The organism is Amycolatopsis sp. NPDC102389, from assembly GCF_044765885.1.
Taxonomy (GTDB): Bacteria; Actinomycetota; Actinomycetes; order Mycobacteriales; family Pseudonocardiaceae; genus Amycolatopsis.
Map to the genome: position 1 here is coordinate 78,356 of NZ_JBIWKX010000023.1, position 17,432 is coordinate 95,787.

Annotated in this window: 15 protein-coding genes; 7 read left to right on the forward strand and 8 right to left on the reverse strand. The window is 69.5% G+C overall.

Annotated elements, in window-relative coordinates:
* Positions 1-341 precede the first annotated feature (341 nt).
* The 6 genes from pgl to tkt all read right to left on the reverse strand — a co-directional run bounded on the left by pgl (position 342) and on the right by tkt (position 8,530).
* Positions 342-1,097 carry a 6-phosphogluconolactonase gene (pgl, locus tag ACIRGA_RS20805; RefSeq protein ID WP_400943171.1) on the reverse strand — a complete coding sequence of 252 codons (756 nt, stop codon included), beginning with the start codon at positions 1,095-1,097 and terminating at the stop codon, positions 342-344.
* Positions 1,094-2,098, reverse strand: a complete 1,005-nt coding sequence (gene opcA, locus ACIRGA_RS20810; RefSeq protein WP_400943173.1) for a glucose-6-phosphate dehydrogenase assembly protein OpcA — start codon at positions 2,096-2,098, stop codon at positions 1,094-1,096. The genes pgl and opcA overlap by 4 nt, the downstream gene beginning before the upstream one ends.
* Positions 2,095-3,624, reverse strand: a complete 1,530-nt coding sequence (gene zwf, locus ACIRGA_RS20815; protein WP_038515523.1) for a glucose-6-phosphate dehydrogenase — start codon at positions 3,622-3,624, stop codon at positions 2,095-2,097. Before zwf ends, opcA begins: the two co-directional genes overlap by 4 nt.
* The gene (locus tag ACIRGA_RS20820) at positions 3,621-5,240 is read right to left on the reverse strand and encodes a glucose-6-phosphate isomerase (protein WP_400943175.1); all 1,620 of its coding nucleotides are present in this window, start codon (positions 5,238-5,240) and stop codon (positions 3,621-3,623) included. Before ACIRGA_RS20820 ends, zwf begins: the two co-directional genes overlap by 4 nt.
* A gap of 8 nt (positions 5,241-5,248) precedes the next feature.
* Positions 5,249-6,361 (reverse strand): transaldolase, encoded by a 1,113-nt coding sequence (tal, locus tag ACIRGA_RS20825; protein ID WP_400943177.1) that lies wholly within the window; start codon positions 6,359-6,361, stop codon positions 5,249-5,251.
* A 66-nt stretch (positions 6,362-6,427) separates the two neighbouring features.
* On the reverse strand, positions 6,428-8,530 hold the full coding sequence (tkt, locus tag ACIRGA_RS20830; protein WP_400943179.1) for a transketolase: 2,103 nt from the start codon (positions 8,528-8,530) through the stop codon (positions 6,428-6,430).
* 300 nt (positions 8,531-8,830) lie between these two features.
* On the opposite strand from tkt, the gene ACIRGA_RS20835 reads away from it, so the two are divergent.
* From ACIRGA_RS20835 to ACIRGA_RS20855, 5 genes are all read left to right on the forward strand, one after another.
* Positions 8,831-9,811, forward strand: a complete 981-nt coding sequence (locus tag ACIRGA_RS20835) for a heme o synthase (RefSeq protein WP_037344026.1) — start codon at positions 8,831-8,833, stop codon at positions 9,809-9,811.
* 370 nt (positions 9,812-10,181) lie between these two features.
* Positions 10,182-11,363, forward strand: coding sequence for an MFS transporter (locus ACIRGA_RS20840; protein WP_400943182.1), 1,182 nt, complete (start codon positions 10,182-10,184; stop codon positions 11,361-11,363).
* A gap of 64 nt (positions 11,364-11,427) precedes the next feature.
* Positions 11,428-13,689, forward strand: coding sequence for a HelD family protein (locus ACIRGA_RS20845; protein ID WP_400943184.1), 2,262 nt, complete (start codon positions 11,428-11,430; stop codon positions 13,687-13,689).
* A 10-nt stretch (positions 13,690-13,699) separates the two neighbouring features.
* Positions 13,700-14,272, forward strand: coding sequence for an FKBP-type peptidyl-prolyl cis-trans isomerase (locus tag ACIRGA_RS20850; protein ID WP_400943186.1), 573 nt, complete (start codon positions 13,700-13,702; stop codon positions 14,270-14,272).
* On the forward strand, positions 14,272-14,517 hold the full coding sequence (locus ACIRGA_RS20855) for a cold shock domain-containing protein (RefSeq protein WP_400943188.1): 246 nt from the start codon (positions 14,272-14,274) through the stop codon (positions 14,515-14,517). Before ACIRGA_RS20850 ends, ACIRGA_RS20855 begins: the two co-directional genes overlap by 1 nt.
* Before the next feature lie 63 nt (positions 14,518-14,580).
* Here the strand turns inward: ACIRGA_RS20855 and ACIRGA_RS20860 are convergent, their stop codons facing one another.
* On the reverse strand, positions 14,581-15,108 hold the full coding sequence (locus ACIRGA_RS20860; RefSeq protein ID WP_400943190.1) for a GNAT family N-acetyltransferase: 528 nt from the start codon (positions 15,106-15,108) through the stop codon (positions 14,581-14,583).
* Positions 15,105-16,076, reverse strand: coding sequence for a quinone oxidoreductase family protein (locus ACIRGA_RS20865; protein WP_400943192.1), 972 nt, complete (start codon positions 16,074-16,076; stop codon positions 15,105-15,107). Before ACIRGA_RS20865 ends, ACIRGA_RS20860 begins: the two co-directional genes overlap by 4 nt.
* Positions 16,077-16,171: 95 nt before the next feature.
* Between ACIRGA_RS20865 and ACIRGA_RS20870 the strand changes: the two genes are divergently transcribed.
* Entirely contained in the window at positions 16,172-16,480 is a 309-nt protein-coding gene (locus ACIRGA_RS20870; protein ID WP_037344035.1) for a hypothetical protein, read from the forward strand.
* The gene (locus ACIRGA_RS20875) at positions 16,477-17,355 is read left to right on the forward strand and encodes a RimK family alpha-L-glutamate ligase (protein WP_400943194.1); all 879 of its coding nucleotides are present in this window, start codon (positions 16,477-16,479) and stop codon (positions 17,353-17,355) included. The genes ACIRGA_RS20870 and ACIRGA_RS20875 overlap by 4 nt, the downstream gene beginning before the upstream one ends.
* Positions 17,356-17,432: the final 77 nt, after the last annotated feature.

The following is a 17,432-nucleotide window of genomic DNA, read 5'->3' on the forward strand; positions in this document are numbered from 1 at the left end:
GTCCGTTCTGCGGACAAGTGCATGAACGTTCGGTCGGTCGATTCCACACCGGACCACCCGGGCTCGGTGGTCCGCTGATCATTTCGACGCGCGAACAAGTCCTCTCTGATGCGAAAGTCGCCGGGAGTTGATCTATGTCACGTTTCGTGGTCGCGCGGTGACCCTGCCGCGCGAGGTCCGTGAAGGCCTCCTTCACTACCTTCAGGGTAGGGAAGGAGGCCTTCACGGACTTCCGCCATGGGGGTGGCACCACTATCCCTGAAGCGCGTGAAGGCCCCCTTCCCTCGGCTGGTCATTCGAAACCGTGGCCGAGGGAAGGGGGCCTTCACGTGCGAAAAGCGTCAGGCTGACGGAGTCTGGTAGACCTTCGTCAGCTTCGAGGCGGAGCCTCGGTCCAGCAGCCAGAGCGTGCGACGGCTGCCGCGTGCCCCCGCCACCGGGATCTCGACCTCGCCGGCGCCGGCCAGCGCCTGCGCGACGGCGTCCGCCTTGGCGTCGCCGCCGGTGACCAGCCAGATGTCCTGCGCGCGACGGATCGCGGGCAGGGTCAGCGAGATCCGGGTCGGCGGCGGCTTCGGGCAGTCCCGCACCGCGACGACCGAGCGCTCTTTCTCGTGCACCGCCGGGCTGTCGGGGAAGATCGAGGCGGTGTGCCCCTCCCCGCCGAGCCCCAGCAGCATGACGTCGAACGCCGCGTCGTTGGCGGCGAGCACGTCAGCATAGGCCGCGGCGGCGGTGTCCACGTCGTCGCCGAACTCGCCGTCCGAGGGTGCCATGGTGTGCACCCGCTTCGGGTCGAGCGGGACGTGGTCGAGCAGCGCCTCGCGGGCCTGCTTCTCGTTGCGGTCGTCCGAATCCGCCGGGACGAAGCGCTCGTCGCCCCAGTAGACGTCCAGCCGCGACCAGTCGACGGCGTCACGGGCACTGGAGTCACGCAGCTCCCGCAGGATCGCGATCCCGGTGCCGCCGCCGGTGAGCACCACCGAAGCGGAGCCCTTGGCGGCCTGGACGTCCACGAGCCGGGTGACCAGCCTGGCCGCCGCGGCGGCGGCCAGGAGGTCCGGGTTCTCGTAGACGACGACCTCGGTCTTGCTCATGAGGCACTCTTCGCGGTCTTGGCGGCCGAAGCCTTCTTCGCCGCCGGAGCCGCCTTCTTCGCCGGAGCGGCCTTGGCCGCGGTACCCGTCGAGATCTTGCCGAGCCCGTTCAGCGAAGCCTCGTAGACCTCGTCCGGGTCGAGCCGCCGCAGCTCCTCGATCAGGCAGTCCTTGTTGTCCCGCCGCTGCAGGGAGATCCGGCGCGTCGGCTGGCCCGGCTGGGTCAGCGTGCCGACCCGTCCGTCCGGCCGGTGCAGTTCCACCGGGCCGGAACGCCGGTCCAGCGTCACCGAGATGATGCCCGCGGCGCCGCTGCTCTTGACCCGCTTCACCGGCACCTTGAGGTACTCGGCCAGCCAGCCGGCGAGCAGTTCGGTCGAGGGAGAGTCGGCCTCGCCGGTCACGGTCGCGCCGGTGACCTTCTCGTACGGCGGAAGGTCCAAAGCGGACACCAGCTGCGCGCGCCACCGGGTCAGCCTGGTCCACGCCAGATCGGTATCACCCTCCACATAGGACTTCGCCCGGGTGGTGAGTGCCCTTATGGGCGCCTTTTCCGCCGCCGAGTCGGTGATCCGGCGCTGCGCCAGCTCACCGAGCGGGTCCTTTGCCGGGGCCTTCGGACCGGTGCCGGGCCACCAGGTGACGATCGGCGCGTCCGGCAGCAGCAGCGGCACGACCGCGCTCTGCCCCTGCGACGCCAGCGGCCCGTAGAGCCGCAGGACGATGACCTCGCTCGCGCCGGCGTCGCCGCCGACCCGGATCTGGCCGTCGATCCGCGGGGCAGCGGTCCGCGCGCCCTTGGCCACCACGATCACCCGCGAGGGGTGTTCCCGGCTGGCCTCGTTGGCGGCCTCGATCGCCTCTTCGAGTTTGTCGTCGTCGTCGGCCACTATGACCAGCGTCAGCACCCGGCCGAGCGCCACCTGCCCGCCCTGTTCGCGGATCTCGACGAGTTTCTTGTTCAGCTGCGACGTCGTGGTCGACGGCAGGTCGATGATCACGGACGCCTCCAGTTCCGGCCGGTACGTTCCAGCATTTCGTCCGCGGACGGCGGTCCCCACGAACCGGGCGGGTACGCCTCGGGCGCGCCCTTCTTCGCCCAGTGGTCGAGGATCGGGTCCAGGATCTCCCAGGACAGTTCGACCTCTTCGTTCACCGGGAACAGCGACGGTTCGCCGAGCAGCACGTCCAGGATGAGCCGCTCGTAGGCCTCCGGGGACGACTCGGTGAAGGCGTGCCCGTAGCCGAAGTCCATCGTGACGTCGCGGACCTCCATCGTGGTTCCCGGCACCTTCGACCCGAACCGCAGCGTGATGCCCTCGTCGGGCTGCACCCGGATCACCAGCGCGTTCTGGCCCAGCTCCTCGGTCGAGGTCGAGTCGAACGGCAGATGCGGCGCCCGCTTGAACACCACGGCGATCTCGGTGACCCGGCGGCCCAGCCGCTTGCCGGTGCGCAGGTAGAACGGCACACCCGCCCAGCGGCGGTTCTGCACCTCCAGCGTCACCGCGGCGTAGGTCTCGGTGGTCGAGTCCTTCGCGAAGCCGCCTTCCTGCAGCAGGCCCGGCACCTTCATGCCGCCCTGCCAGCCGCCCGCGTACTGCCCGCGCGCGGTGGTCTCGTCGAGCGGGCCCAGGGGCTTCGTCGCCGAGAGCACCTTCACCTTCTCCGCGCGGAGAGCGCGCGGAGCGAACGAGACCGGCTCCTCCATCGCGGTCAGCGCGAGGAGCTGCAGCAGGTGGTTCTGGATGACGTCGCGGGCGGCGCCGATGCCGTCGTAGTACCCCGCGCGGCCGCCGAGGCCGATGTCCTCGGCCATGGTGATCTGCACGTGGTCGACGTAGTTGGCGTTCCAGATCGGTTCGAACAGCTGGTTCGCGAACCGCAGCGCCAGCAGGTTCTGCACCGTCTCCTTGCCGAGGTAGTGGTCGATGCGGAACACCGACTCCTCGGGGAAGACGTCGTTCACGATCTCGTTGAGCTCCTTGGCGCTCTTGAGATCGCGGCCGAACGGCTTCTCGATGACGACGCGGCGCCAGGTGTCCTCGCTCGCGTCGGCGAGGCCGGAGCGGGCGAGCTGCTTGGTCACCACCGGGAACGCGCTCGGCGGGATCGACAGGTAGAACGCGGTGTTGCCACCGGTGCCACGTTCGGCGTCGAGGTCCTTGACCGTCTGCGCGAGCCGGTCGAAGGCGTCGTCGTCGTCGAAGGTGCCCTGGACGAACCGGATGCCTTCGGCGAGCCGGTTCCACACCGACTCCTTGAACGGCGTCCGCGCGTGCTCCTTGACCGAATCGTGCACGAGCTCGCCGAAGTCCTGGTGCTCCCAGTCCCGGCGGGCGAAACCGACCAGCGAGAACCCGGCGGGCAGCAGCCCGCGGTGGGCGAGGTCGTAGATCGCCGGCATCAGCTTCTTGCGGGCGAGGTCACCGGTCACGCCGAAGATGACCAGGCTGGACGGTCCGGCGATCCTCGGCAGCCGCTTGTCGCGCGGATCGCGCAGCGGGTTGTTCCAGGCTCGTGTCACTCGCCGGCCTCCTGTACCGCGCGGACCAGTCCGGCCAGGCCGGCGGCCCGGTCGGTGAGGTGCAGGCGCAGCACCGGACGACCGTGCTCGGCGAGCACCTGGCCGTCACCCAGCGCCTGCGCGTGCTGCAGGACGCCCAGCGTGTACGGCCGGTCCGGAACGTCGAGATCGTCCTCGACGGCGCCGGTGATCTGCAGGAAGACACCGTTCTGGTGCCCGCCCTTGTGGTACTGCCCGGTGGAGTGCAGGAACCGCGGCCCCCACCCGAAGGTGGTCTGGCGACCGGTCCGCTTGGCGATCTCGCCGCGCAGGACCGCCGTCGACGCGTCGTCGAGCCGGTCGAGGTACGCCTGCACCGCGATGTAGCCGGTTTCCGGGGCGGAATCGAAGAAAGCCCGCAGGATGTCCGCGAGCTTCCCTTCCGTCACCACGCCTTCCGAGCCGAACACCTCGACCGCGCCGTCCACAGTGGACGGTTCTTCGCCGCCCTTGAGCTTGTCCGGGTTGTCGAGCAGCGAACGCGCGGCCTTCTTGGCGGCCTCGACGTCGGGCTGGTCGAACGGGTTGATCCCGAGCAGCCGTCCGGCGAGCGCGGTGGCGAACTCCCACAGCAGGAACTGCGCGCCGAGCGAGCCGGTCACGGAGATCTTCGCGGTGCCTTCGGCCTGGCCGACCGCCACCGGGGTGGCGTCGGACTTCGCGTCGGCGAACCCGGGGGAGTCCGGACCTTCGACGGCGACCGGCAGAAGGCCGGTGCCCTGCTTGCCGGTGGACTCGGCGATCAGCTGCTCCGCCCAGTCGGCAAAGCCCTTGATGCCGGAACCCGTGTCGGCGATGACGACCTTCTCGGCGCCCTCTTCGTGCGCCGCCGCCCACGCTGCCGCGAGCTTGACCGCGGGGTTGTCCACGGAGTCGGCTGCCAGCTCGTCGGCCACCGAAGCGGCCTGGTCGAGCAGGCGGGCGACGTCCGCGCCGGCGAGCCCGGCCGGGACGAGCCCGAACGCGGTCAGCGCCGAGTAACGGCCGCCGACGTTCGGGTCGGCGAGGAAGACCTTGCGGTAACCCTCCTTTTCGGACAGTTCCGCGAACGGCGAGCCGGGGTCGGTGACGACCACGATCCGCCGGGCCGCGTCGATGCCCGCGTCGGCGAAGGCCTTCGCGAAGATCCGCCGGTGGCTGTCGGTCTCGACGGTGCCGCCGGATTTCGACGACACGACGATGACCGTGCGCTCCAGGTCACCGGCCAACGCGTCGGCGACCTGACCCGGGTCGGTCGTGTCGAGGACCGTCAGCGGGACGCCGTCGGTCGCGGTGATGACCTCGGGGGCCAGCGACGAACCGCCCATGCCCGCGAGGACGACACGGTCGACGCCCTCGGAACGCAGTTCGGTCCGCAGTGCCTCGATCTCGCCGATCAACGGCCGCGAGGACTTGTGCAGCGTCGTCCACGAGAGACGGATCGACGCTTCGGACTCGGCTTCGGGACCCCACAGTGTGGCGTCCTGGGACGCCAGTTTCGATGCGACCTGGTCGGCGACGAGCCGCTCCGCGAACGGAGCGGCTTCGCCGGCCAGGGCGGCGTCGACGATTTCGACGCCGGTCGTTTCCCCTGCCATGGTCCAGATCAGTCCTTTGCCTTTTGCAGCTGCCCGGTGACGGTCTCGAGAAGCTCCACCCAGGACTTCTCGAACTTCTCGACGCCCTCGTCCTCGAGGACCTTGAACACGTCGTCGATGTCGATGCCGACCACGCGCAGCTTGTCGAAGACGACCTGTGCGTCCGGGCCCTTGCCGGTCACCGTGTCCCCGGTGATCTCGGCGTGGTCGCCCGCGGCGTCGAGGGTCTTCTCCGGCATCGTGTTGACCGTGTCCTTGACGACGAGCTGGTCCACGTAGCGGGTGTCGGAGTACTGCGGGTCCTTCACACCGGTGGAGGCCCACAGCGGACGCTGCGCGTTCGCGCCGGCCTCGGCGAGCGCCTTCCAGCGGTCCGAAGCGAACAGCTCCTCGAACGCCGCGTACGCGAGCCGCGCGTTGGCGATCGCGGCCTCACCGCGCAGCGCGGTGGCCGAGTCGGTGCCGATCGCGTCGAGCCGCTTGTCGATCTCGGTGTCCACACGGGACACGAAGAACGACGCGACCGAGTGGATGCCCTTGAGGTCGTGGCCGTTGGCTTTCGCCTGCTCCAGCCCGGCGAAGTAGGCCTCGATGACCGCCCGGTACCGCTCGACCGAGAAGATCAGCGTGACGTTGACGCTGATGCCCTCGGCCAGGGTCTTGGTGATCGCCGGGAGACCCTCTTCGGTGGCCGGGATCTTGATCAGCACGTTCGGCCGGTCGACGGTCTTCCACAGGTCCTGCGCCTCGGCCACCGTCTTGTCGGAGTCCTTGGCCAGCCGCGGGTCCACCTCGATGGACACCCGGCCGTCGACCCCGTTCGTGGCGGTGTACACGTCGCGGAACAGGTCCGCGGCGTTGCGCACGTCGGTGGTGGTCAGCTCCCGGATGGTGGCCTCGACGTCGGCGCCGCGGGCGGCGAGCTCCTTGGTCTGCTCGTCGTACGCCTCGCCCTTCGACATCGCGTTGGCGAAGATCGTCGGGTTGGTCGTGACGCCCACGACGTGCTTGTCGCGGATCAGGTCGGCGAGATTGCCGGTGTTCAGGCGCTCACGAGACAGGTCGTCGAGCCAGATCGACACCCCGGCCTCGGACAGCTGCGCGAGCTTGTCGTTGCTCATTGGAATCCTTTCAGCGGCGCGAAGCGCCTCAGTTAAGGGTGGGTGGTGGGGATGAGGTGGCACCCTTCAGTTCTTGGTGTTGGCGATCGAGCGACGGGCGGCCTCGACGACTGCCTCCGCGGTGAAACCGAACTCACGGAACAGTGTGGCGGCGTCGGCCGACGCACCGAAGTGCTCGATCGAAACGTTCACCCCGGCGTCACCGGTGAAGCGGTGCCACGACTGGGCGATACCGGCTTCGACGGAGACGCGTGCCTTGACCGACGGCGGGAGCACCGCGTCCTTGTAGGACTGCTCCTGCGCGTCGAACCACTCGACACACGGCATCGAGACGACGCTCGCCGGGATGCCGTCGGCCTCGAGGGTCTTGCGGGCCTCGACGGCCAGCTGGACCTCGGAGCCGGTCGCGATCAGCACGACCTCGGGGTTGCCGTTGGACGCCTCGGCGAGGACGTAACCGCCCCGCTTGACGCCCTCGGCGCTGGTGCCCTCCAGGACCGGCACGTTCTGCCGGGTCAGCGCGAGGCCCGACGGGTGGTGGACGTCCTCCAGGACGGCCTTCCACGCGTACGCGGTCTCGTTGGCGTCCGCCGGGCGGACGACGTTGAGGCCGGGGATCGCGCGCAGCGAGGAGAGCTGCTCGATCGGCTGGTGGGTGGGGCCGTCCTCGCCCAGGCCGATCGAGTCGTGCGTCCACACGTAGGTGACCGGCGCCTTCATCAGCGCGGCCAGCCGCACGGGCGGGCGCATGTAGTCGGAGAAGATCAGGAACGTCGCGCCGTAGGGGCGGGTGCCGCCGTGCAGGGCGATGCCGTTGAGGATCGAGCCCATCGCGTGCTCGCGGATGCCGAAGTGCAGCGTCCGGCCGTACGGGCTGGTCTTCCACATGTCGGTGGAAGCCTTCTCCGGGCCGAACGAGTCGGCCCCCTTCATGGTGGTGTTGTTGCTCTCCGCGAGGTCCGCGGAACCGCCCCACAGCTCGGGAAGCGGCTCGGCGAGGGCGTTGAGCACCTCACCGGAGGCCTTGCGGGTCGCGATGCCCTTGGCGTCCGGCTCCCACGTCGGCAGGTTGTCGGCGAAGCCCTCGGGCAGCGAGCGGGTGGCCATCCGGTCGGCGATCTTCTTGCGCTCCGGGTTGGCGGCGCCCCACGCCTCGAACTTCTCCTGCCATTCGGCGCGGGCGGTCTTGCCCCGGTCGACGGCCTGACGGGTGTGCGCGATGACCTCGTCGTCGACCTGGAAGCTCCGCTCCGGATCGAAACCGAGGATCTCCTTCACCGCGGCGACCTCTTCGGCGCCGAGCGCGGCGCCGTGCGCCTTGCCGGTGCCCATCTTCTTCGGCGCCGGGTACCCGATGACGGTCTTCAGCGCGATGAACGACGGGCGCTCGGTCTCGGCCTTCGCGGCCTTGATGGCCTCTTCGATCGCGACGACGTCCTCGCCACCCTCGACGACCTGGGTGTGCCACCCGTAGGCCTCGTAGCGCTTCACGACGTCCTCGGACAGCGCGATCTTGGTGTCGTCCTCGATCGAGATCTCGTTGTCGTCCCAGAAGACGATCAGGTTGCCCAGCTCCTGGCGGCCGGCGATCGAGGAGGCCTCGGCGGTGACGCCCTCTTCGATGTCACCGTCGGAGGCGATCACGTAGACGTAGTGGTCGAAGATGCTCTCGCCCTGCGGGGCGTCCGGGTCCAGCAGGCCGCGCTCGCGGCGGGCCGCCATCGCCATGCCGACCGCGTTGGCCAGGCCCTGTCCGAGCGGGCCGGTGGTGGTCTCGACGCCCTTGGTGTGCCGGTACTCCGGGTGACCGGGGGTCTTCGAGTCCCACTTGCGCAGCTGCTTCAGGTCTTCCAGCTCCAGGCCGAACCCGGCGAGGTACAGCTGGATGTAGAGGGTGAGGCTCGAGTGACCGGCGGAGAGGATGAAGCGGTCACGGGCGGGCCACTCGGGGTCCGCCGGGTCATGACGCAGCGTCCGCTGGAAGAGCGTGTACGCGAGCGGCGCCAGGCTCATCGCGGTGCCGGGGTGACCGCTGCCGCAGTTCTCGACCGCGTCCGCGGCGAGCACCCGCACGGTGTCGACGGCCCGCGTGTCGTTCTCGGTCCAGTCGGCGGGCACGTTGCGCCGGAGGAGTGGGTTCTTCTCGCTGGTAGAGGCGGTTTCGGACACTGAACTCGAACTCCCCGTCATCAGGTTGTGGCTTCTCTTCCCTCGTGGGTAACCCACGTGTACCGCTACTAATCTCAATCGATCCGGAAGGGACGATATTCCTGGTCCGGGCCGTTCGCAGGGGCACGCCGCGAGCTACCGCGGCCAGCCTAATGGTTCGGCCGGTCGAGGACCCGCGATCACCCTCTGGAAACAGCACGTCTACCATCGGGGAAGGGTTCAGAACACTCCGGATCCGGGGCCGCCACATCACCCGGAAGCCTGGTGGGCCCCGCCCCGAAAACTGACGCAGGGAGTGAAATGTCGTTGGTGAACGCTGCGCACGGACGCAGTGACAGCACCAGCGCCGTACATCCGACCGGTGAACGACCGCACGGTGGCCGGCGAACAATCCGCCAGGTCGTCGGCGCGTACGCCGCCCTCGCGAAGCCCAGGGTGATCGAGCTCCTCCTCGTCACCACGATTCCCGCGATGTTCCTGGCCGGACGGGAAATCCCGTCGCCGTGGCTGGTGCTCGCGACGCTCGTGGGCGGCACCATGGCCGCCGGCAGTGCGAACGCCTTGAACTGCGTCATCGACGCGGACATCGACAAGGTGATGAACCGCACGAAGCGCCGGCCGCTGGTGAAGGAATCCGTTCCCCGGCGCGGCGCGCTGATCTTCGGTCTCGTGCTCGGCGTCCTGTCGTTCGTCGTGCTCTATTTCACGGTGAACCTGCTCTCGGCGATCCTCGCGATCGTGACGATCCTCTTCTACATCTTCGTCTACACGCTGGTGTTGAAGCGGCGTACGTCACAGAACGTGGTCTGGGGCGGCGCGGCGGGCTGCATGCCGGTCGTCATCGGCTGGGCCGCCGTCACCGGCACCGTCGAGTGGCCAGCGTTCGTGATGTTCGGCGTCATCTTCTTCTGGACCCCGCCGCACACCTGGGCGCTGGGCATGAAGTACCGCGACGACTACGAGCGCGCCGGCGTGCCGATGCTGCCGGTGGTCGCCACCCCGCAGCACGTGGCGCGGCAGATCGTCATCTACTCGTGGGTGATGGTCGCGTGGACGCTGCTGCTGGTCCCGGTGACGAGCTGGATCTACACGACGTTCGCGATCCTCGCGGGCGGCTGGTTCCTCTTCTACGCGCACAGCCTGAACGCGGCGGTGCGGCGGGGCGAGGAGACCAAGCCGATGTCGTTGTTCCACCGGTCGAACACGTACCTGATGATCGTGTTCGTCGCGCTGGCCGTCGACTCGGCGATCGGGTTGCCCGCCATCGGGCTGCCTTTCTGATCTTGTAGCGCGTGAAGGCCCCCTTCCCTCGGCTCAGCCGAGGGAAGGGGGCCTTCACGCGTGTCGGGCCGGGTGCCGGGGTGCCCAATGTCGCATTTGAGTCGCTGAGCGTCCCTGATGCGACATTGGGAACTCGGGTCCGGTTCGGTACCGGCACTCCAGCGCTCTCCGCAGAGACGGATGCGCCCAATGTGGCATTGGGGACACTCAACGTCCCCAATGCCACATTCGGGGCACCAAGCTGCTCACGACCACTCCGAGGACATGCCGCCTGCTGTCCTGAAGGGTGCCTTCAGGACGTTCGGACCCGGCTTCCCAAGGGGTGGCACAGGGCGGCGCGTCCGGTTACCCGTCAGTACCGTCCGGCGGAGTGACGTGTACAACCGAGCGCCCGGTCGCCGTCCGAGCCGGACGCGCGACCATGGCGGTCGCCTGCCTGGTCGTCTTCACGGCCCAGATGGCGACGACGATCTACCTTCCCTCCCTCCCGATGATCGAGCGCGACTTCGCGGTGTCACGCAGCTTCGCGGCGCTCTCGGTGTCGCTGTTCGTCGTCGGCGCGGCGGCTCCGGTGGTGCTGTGGGGCCGGGCGGCCGACCGGCTCGGACGGCGCGCCTCGATGCTGGCGGCACTCGGCCTGTTCGTCCTCTCCAGCGCGGCCCTGATCGTGAACGCCTCCCCGGCGTGGCTGCTCGTTCTCCGTTCCCTGCAAGGCATCGGTGCCGGAGGCGCGGCCATCATCGCCCGCATCGTCGTGCGGGACCTCGGTGACGGCGACGCGCTCGCCAAACGGCTTTCGATCCTGTCCATCGCGTTCGTCACCGCGCTCGGCGGCGGGCAGTTCGCCGGTGGGCTGATCGGCGGGTGGCAGGGCGGTTTCGTGGTGCTGACGGCGGCGGGCGTGCTGTGTGTCCTGGGCACGCTGACGATCCCGCTCGCCAAGGGCCGCGTGGAGAAGACCGGCATGGTCCGGATCTACTTCCGGATCCTCACCGTTCCGGCGTTCCTGCGGCCGACGATCGCCGCGGGGCTCGGCTTCGCGACGATCGTGCTCCTCCAGGAGGTCGCGCCGTTCGTCTTCCAGCAGCACTTCGGGCTGAGCGCGGACCAGTACGGCGGCTTGGGCCTCCTGTTCGGGCTCGCCTACTTCGCCGGCGCGCTGCTGGTGAACCGGTTGGCCGGACGCAAGGGATCGCCGTGGCTGATGCGCGCGGGCGCGCTGGTCATGACCGGCGCGGGCCTGCTGACGATCGTCTTGTGGCTCGTGCCCGCGATCCCGCTCACGGCCGCTTTCGTGACGTTCGTCGCGCTCTACTGCGGGACCACGTTCGGCCAGGCCGCGCTCTTCCCGAGCAGCATGGCCGTCGCGGTGAGCGAGGTGCCCGGGCACGGCGCCTACGCCGTCGCGCTGTGTGGGTTCGTCGCGCAGTCGATCGCGGGGGTCGCGGCCACGTTCGCCGTCCTGCTCCACGAGAACGTCGTGTGGGCGAGTGTGGCGACTGTCCTGTCCCTGTCGGCCTTCCTCCTGGTCCGGGTGAGAGTGCGGGAATGAGATGATGGCGGGCGCCGTTGTAACTCGTTCGGCCCCTGTCCCACCTCTCGAAAGCAGGCTGCTTTTGTCCGTGTCCCCGGACCGGGAACCCGACGCGCTCGAGCAGGACGTCGCGCTCGAGCAGCAGTACGTCACCACCCTCTACCGCAAGCTCGACATCGAACGCGTCGACGCGCAGCGCAGGCTCGACGAGACGCTGCGCCAGACCGGCGGCACCCCGCAGGCGCGCACCGAACGCGACGTCGCCACGACGCTGTACACCGACAGGCTGGCCCAGCTGAGCTCCGTCGAGCAGGGCCTGTGCTTCGGCCGCCTCGACTTCCTGCCGGACCACGCGGAGGAGACCACCTACATCGGGCGGCTCGGGCTGTTCGACGAGGACGACGACTACCGCCCGCTGCTCGTCGACTGGCGCGCGCCGGTCGCGCGGCCCTTCTACCTCGCCACCGCCGCTTCACCCGAAGGTGTGCGGCGGCGGCGCCATATCCGGTCGCTGAGCCGGAAGGTCGTCGGCGTCGACGACGAGATCCTCGACCTCTCCGCCGCAGACCAGGGCCAGGACCTCGGCCTCGCGGGCGAGGCGGCGCTGCTGGCCGCGCTGGAGCGCCGCCGCACCGGTGAGATGAGCGACATCGTCGCCACCATCCAGGCTGAGCAGGATCGCATCATCCGCGCGTCGCCGAACGGCGTCCTGGTGGTCCAGGGCGGGCCGGGAACCGGCAAGACGGCCGTCGCGCTGCATCGCGCGGCGTACCTGCTCTACACCCACCGCCAGCAGCTCACCACTCGCGGCGTGCTGGTGGTCGGGCCGAACAGCACGTTCCTTCGCTACATCGGGCAGGTCCTGCCGTCGCTGGGCGAGACCGGGGTGCTGCTGGCCACGATCGGGCAGCTGTACCCGGGTCTGGACGCCACCGGGCCGGTCACCCGCGAGGCCGCCGAGATCAAGGGCCGTCCGGTGATGACCGACGTACTCGCCAACGCGGTCCGAGACCGGCAGCGGGTGCCGGAGCCGGTGCTGGAGATCGAGTTCGAGCGCGAGATCCTCATGCTCGACCGCAAGACCTGCACCGAGGCGCGGACGCGGGCCCGCCGGTCGCGCCGTCCGCACAATCTGGCGCGGCGGATCTTCGTTTCGGACCTCCTCGACGCGCTGACCCGGCAGGCCGCCCGGAAACTGGGGGAGGACCTGCTCGACGCGCGGGACGTCCAGGACATCCGCGCCGAGGTCGCCGCGGACCGGAACGTGGCCGCCGCGATCGACGGGCTGTGGCCCAAACTCACCCCGGAAGTCGTGCTCGACGAGCTGTTCGCCGACCGCGAACGGCTACGCAGCGCGGCCGGGAAAGCCTTGTCGGACACCGATCGTGAACATCTCTACAGCCCGACGGACGCGACGTGGAGCCCGTCGGACGTCCCGTTGCTCGACGAACTCGCCGAGCTGCTCGGCGAGGACGACACCGAAGCCCGTGCCGAGGCCGCTCGCCGTGAGCGGGAAGACCGCGCCTACGCGGAAGGCGTGCTCGACATCCTCGAACAGGACGAGGAGATCGTCGACGAGGAGCTGCTGCGTGTGGGCGACGTCCTCGACGCCGAACTGTTCGCCGAACGCCAGCAGCGCCGTAGCGAGATGACCGCGGCGCAGCGGGCCGCGCAGGACCGGACCTGGACCTTCGGGCACGTGATCGTCGACGAGGCGCAGGAACTGACCGCGATGGACTGGCGGCTGCTGATGCGCCGCTCGCCGAACCGGTCGATGACGCTGGTCGGCGACGTCGCACAGACCGGCGCGGCCGGCGGGGCGAAGTCGTGGGGAGAGGCGCTTTCGCCGTACGTCGCCGACCGCTGGCGCCTCGAAGAACTGACCGTGAACTACCGGACCCCGGCCGAGATCATGGCCGTCGCGTCCCGGGTGCTCGCCGACGTCAATCCGGAACTCGAAGCGCCGGTTTCGGTGCGGGAGACGGGTTTCGAGCCTTGGCTGCGGACGGTCGCCCCGGCGGATCTCGCCGCGGAACTGCCCGGTCTCGTCGACGCCGAACTGTCCGCTGTGGACGGTGGGACGGTCGCCGTGCTGTGTCCGTCGTCCTGGGTCTCGACTCTTTCGGAGACGCTCGGCGAGTCGGGCGACCGGGTGTCGGTGATGCCGGTCGAGCGGGCGAAGGGCCTCGAGTTCGACTCCGTGGTGCTGATCGCGCCCGACGAGGTCGTCGCCGGGTCGCCGCGTGGGCTCAACGATCTTTATGTGGCCCTGACCAGGGCGACCCGGCGGATGGGCGTAGTGCAGACCGGTGACCTTGTTCCCGCGCTGGAGGGTCTTGGCTAAGGTCGGCCGCATGCGCACATTCGGCAAGATCGTGGTCATCGGCGCGGGCGTCCTCGCCCTGGCGGCCTGTGGCGAGAAACAGAACACCGCAGGTTCCGCCCCGTCGTCCTCCGGCGCGGCTCCCGCGTCGGCGTCGTCGTCGGCTCCGGCCGCCCCGAAGGGCAAGGAATGCACGGCCGAGGACGTGAAGACCACCGGGAAGTTCGGCGAAGCGCCGACCATCACCATCCCGGACGACTGCGACCCGCCGAAGAAGCTCATCACCAAGGACCTCGAGCCCGGCACCGGCGAGGGCGCCAAGGCCGGCGCGAAGCTGAAGATGAACTATTCGCTGGTCACCTGGTCCAACAAGCAGAAGCTGGACAGCTCGTTCGACCGGGGCGAGCCGTTCGAGCTGACGCTCGGCGCCGGTGACGTCATCAAGGGCTGGGACCAGGGCCTCGAAGGGATCAAGCAGGGCGCGCGGCGGCTGCTGATCATCCCGCCGGATCTGGGCTACGGCAAGGGCGGGAACGGCATCGAGCCGAACGAGACCCTGGTGTTCGTGACCGACGCGGTGAGCGTCCCGACCGACAAGGGCTGATGGGCACTTCCGACGGCCGCGTCCACCGAGGCCGGGTTCGTTCCTGGCTGGTGGACGACGGCTGGGGAGTGGTCGAGTCGGCCGATTTCGCCGATCCGATCTGGGTTCACTACGCGATGCTGGAGGGTTTCGGACCCGGAGAATTCCGGAAGCTCGACGTGGGCGACGAGGTCGAGCTGACCGTCGAGCACGCGGAACAGGACGAGTTCCGGCTGCGAGGGCTCTGGGTGCGGTTGGCCCGCTGAAGTCCGTGAAGGCCTCCTTCCCTACCCTCAGAGTAGGGAAGGAGGCCTTCACGGCGTCCTGCTCTAGCCGGCGTACTCCCAGGTGAGCAGCGTGATCTCCAGCCCCTTCTCGACCTTCGTCTCGGGCGGCGCGTCGGTCAGGGCGTAGCCGACCCGGCGAGCGACGGCCTGGCTGGCCGCGTTCTCGGCGTCGATCTTCAGCTGGAGCGGTCCGAGCCCGAGCTCCAGCGCGTGGGCGGTGAGGACTCGCAGCGAACGCGCAGCCAGATCCTGCCCGCGGTGCGCGGGGCCGACGGCGTACCCGAGTTCCGCCGCATCGTCCTTCAGGAACAGCACCACCTCGCCGAGCGGCTCGCCGCCGTCTGCCGTGATGGCCAGCCGTAGCCCGTTGCCCTCGGCGCGGCGGGCGAGGTACTTCGCGTAATGCCCCTTCGCCGCCACCTCGTCGAACGGGGAAGGCAGCGGCGTGAACCGCGCGACGGCGGGGTTGTCGAACAGCCCCGGCATGAACGCGATGTCGTCTTCGGCCCACTCCCGCAGGACGAGCCCTTCCCCGGTGAGCCGGACCTCCTCCGGCCAGAGCGCCGTCACGGGATCAGCAGGAGTTTGCCGGTGGTGCGGCGGCCCTGGAGGTCTTCGTGCGCCTGCCGGGCGTCGGCCAGCGGGTAGCGGCCGCCGATCCGGATGGTCAGCGAGCCGTCCTGGACGGCGGAGAACAGTTCGTTCACGCGCCACTCCAGTTCCTCGCGCGTGAGCACGTAGTGCGCGGAGGTCGGGCGGGTCAGGTACACCGAGCCGCTGCGGTTGAGCACCTGCGGGTCGATCGGCGGCACCGGGCCGCTGGCCGCGCCGTAGAGGGCGAGCAGGCCGCGGATCTTCAGGCTCGCCAGGCTTCCGTCCACAGTGGACTTGCCGACGCCGTCGTAGACCACCGCGACACCCTTGCCGTCGGTGAGGTCACGGGTGGCCTTGGCGAAGTCGACCTGGTCGTAGCGGATGACGTCGTCCGCGCCCGCCTGCTTGGCGAGTTCGGCCTTCTCGTCGGTCGAGACGGTGCCGATGACCCGGGCGCCGCGGGCCTTGGCCAGCTGCACCAGCAGCAGGCCCATACCGCCCGCCGCGGCGTGGATCAGCACGTCGTCTCCGGCCTTGACCTCGTAGGTCGAGGCGATCAGCGCGTGCGCGGTGATGCCCTGAAGCATCGTGGCGGCGGCGGTCTCCTCGGACACGCCGTCCGGGATCTTCACCGCGATCGTGGCGGGCAGCAGGCGGCGCTGGGCGTAGCTGCCCAGCGAACCCTGCCAGGCGACCCGGTCGCCGACGGCGAAACCGGTCACATCCGCGCCGACCGCGGCCACCGTGCCCGCGCCTTCCATGCCCAGGATGAACGGCGTGTCGACCGGGTAGATGCCCTCGCGATGGTAGGTGTCGATGTAGTTGACGCCCGCCGCCGCGACGTCCACGAGCAGCTCCCCGGAACCGGGTTCGCCGACCTCGACTTCGGACAGCTCAAGGACTTCGGGACCACCGGTCTGCCGGATCTGCACTGCCGCGGGCATACATCCTCCTCGTTCAAGGTCGTTCCGACCGGCACAACTATGGCCGACGCCACGGTTATTCCGCGTCCCGGGCTTTTCGCGGTTAAGCTCTGGCCGTGGCTGAGACCGAAGAGAAGACCGAGACCGCCGCCCCGACGTCGCGCCAGGTCGCGGCCGCCCGCGACTTCGTGAAGCGGCACGGGAAGCCGTCGCGCGCGGTGGTGGAGAACATCGGCCGGATCGGCGCCAGGGTCGTGCTCGTGGGCGCCGACGGTGCGCTCGGCGACGTCGTCGTCGCCTCCGTGGAGGCGGGCGAGGCGCTGGTCGAGGCCGTCGAAGACCTCGAGCCCGCCGAATGGGACAGCGAGACCGTGAAGGCCACCAAGATCGGCGCCGAGCACCGCCGCCGGATGGCGGGGAAGTGAGCGGCTCCGCCATCTTCGTCGCCTGCTCCGCGCTGCCGGAAGGCGACGGCGACGAACACGCCGTTCCCGAGGCGCTGGCCGACCTCGGCTTCAAGACCCAGTGGGCCGCCTGGGACGACACGACCGTCGACTTCGGCGCCGCGGACATCGTCATCCTGCGTGCCACCTGGGATTACGCCGAGCGGCGCGACGAGTTCCTGTCCTGGACCGAATCCGTGCCCGCCTTGGCCAACGCGGCCGAAGTCGTGCGGTGGAACGCGGACAAGTCGTACCTGGCGGAGCTCGGTGACGCCGGGGTCGCGGTCGTGCCGACGACCCTCATCGCGCCGGACGAGAAGGCCCCGCGCTGGCCCAAGGGCGAGTTCGTGCTGAAGCCCGCCATCGGCGCCGGTTCGCGCGGTGTCGGCCGGTTCACCGCGGGCGACGCGGCCGCCGCGCACCTGGCCGGATTGCAGGCCGACGGGAACACCGTGCTCCTCCAGCCTTATCAGTCCCGTGTGGACAGTGATGGCGAGATCGCGCTGGTGTATTTCGGCGGTGTGTACTCGCACGCGTTCTCGAAGGCCGCGATGCTGGGCCGGGAGCTCGACGAATCCGGGCTGTACGTAACGGAAGAGCTCGCGCCGGTGCAGCCGGAAGGCCGCTTTGGAAGACACTGCCGAGCACTGGCCGAAGACGCCTTGGACGCGGCGGCGGCGCTGCTCGGCATCCTGCGCGCGGAACTGCTCTACGCCCGCGTGGACCTCGTCGCCGGGCCGGACGGCAGCCCGCTGCTGCTGGAGTTGGAGCTGGTCGAACCTTCGCTCGGGTTCCGGCAGACCGAGGCGAGCGCCGCGTGGCGTTTCGCCTCCGCCGTCCGCCAGCAACTCGCCTGACACCCCGCATTTCGTCCTCTGAATGCGGTCCTTGCGTGTGCAAGTACCGCATTCAGAGGACTAGTTGCGAGAGGGGC

What these genes read in the sequence shown, in the direction of transcription:
- pgl (WP_400943171.1), bottom strand. Translation starts at nt 1,097, where the DNA reads ATGAGCAAGACCGAGGTCGTCGTCTACGAGAACCCGGACCTCCTGGCC.
- ACIRGA_RS20820 (WP_400943175.1), bottom strand. Translation starts at nt 5,240, where the DNA reads ATGGCAGGGGAAACGACCGGCGTCGAAATCGTCGACGCCGCCCTGGCC.
- tal (WP_400943177.1), bottom strand. Translation starts at nt 6,361, where the DNA reads ATGAGCAACGACAAGCTCGCGCAGCTGTCCGAGGCCGGGGTGTCGATC.
- ACIRGA_RS20835 (WP_037344026.1), top strand. Translation starts at nt 8,831, where the DNA reads ATGTCGTTGGTGAACGCTGCGCACGGACGCAGTGACAGCACCAGCGCC.
- ACIRGA_RS20850 (WP_400943186.1), top strand. Translation starts at nt 13,700, where the DNA reads ATGCGCACATTCGGCAAGATCGTGGTCATCGGCGCGGGCGTCCTCGCC.
- ACIRGA_RS20855 (WP_400943188.1), top strand. Translation starts at nt 14,272, where the DNA reads ATGGGCACTTCCGACGGCCGCGTCCACCGAGGCCGGGTTCGTTCCTGG.
- ACIRGA_RS20865 (WP_400943192.1), bottom strand. Translation starts at nt 16,076, where the DNA reads ATGCCCGCGGCAGTGCAGATCCGGCAGACCGGTGGTCCCGAAGTCCTT.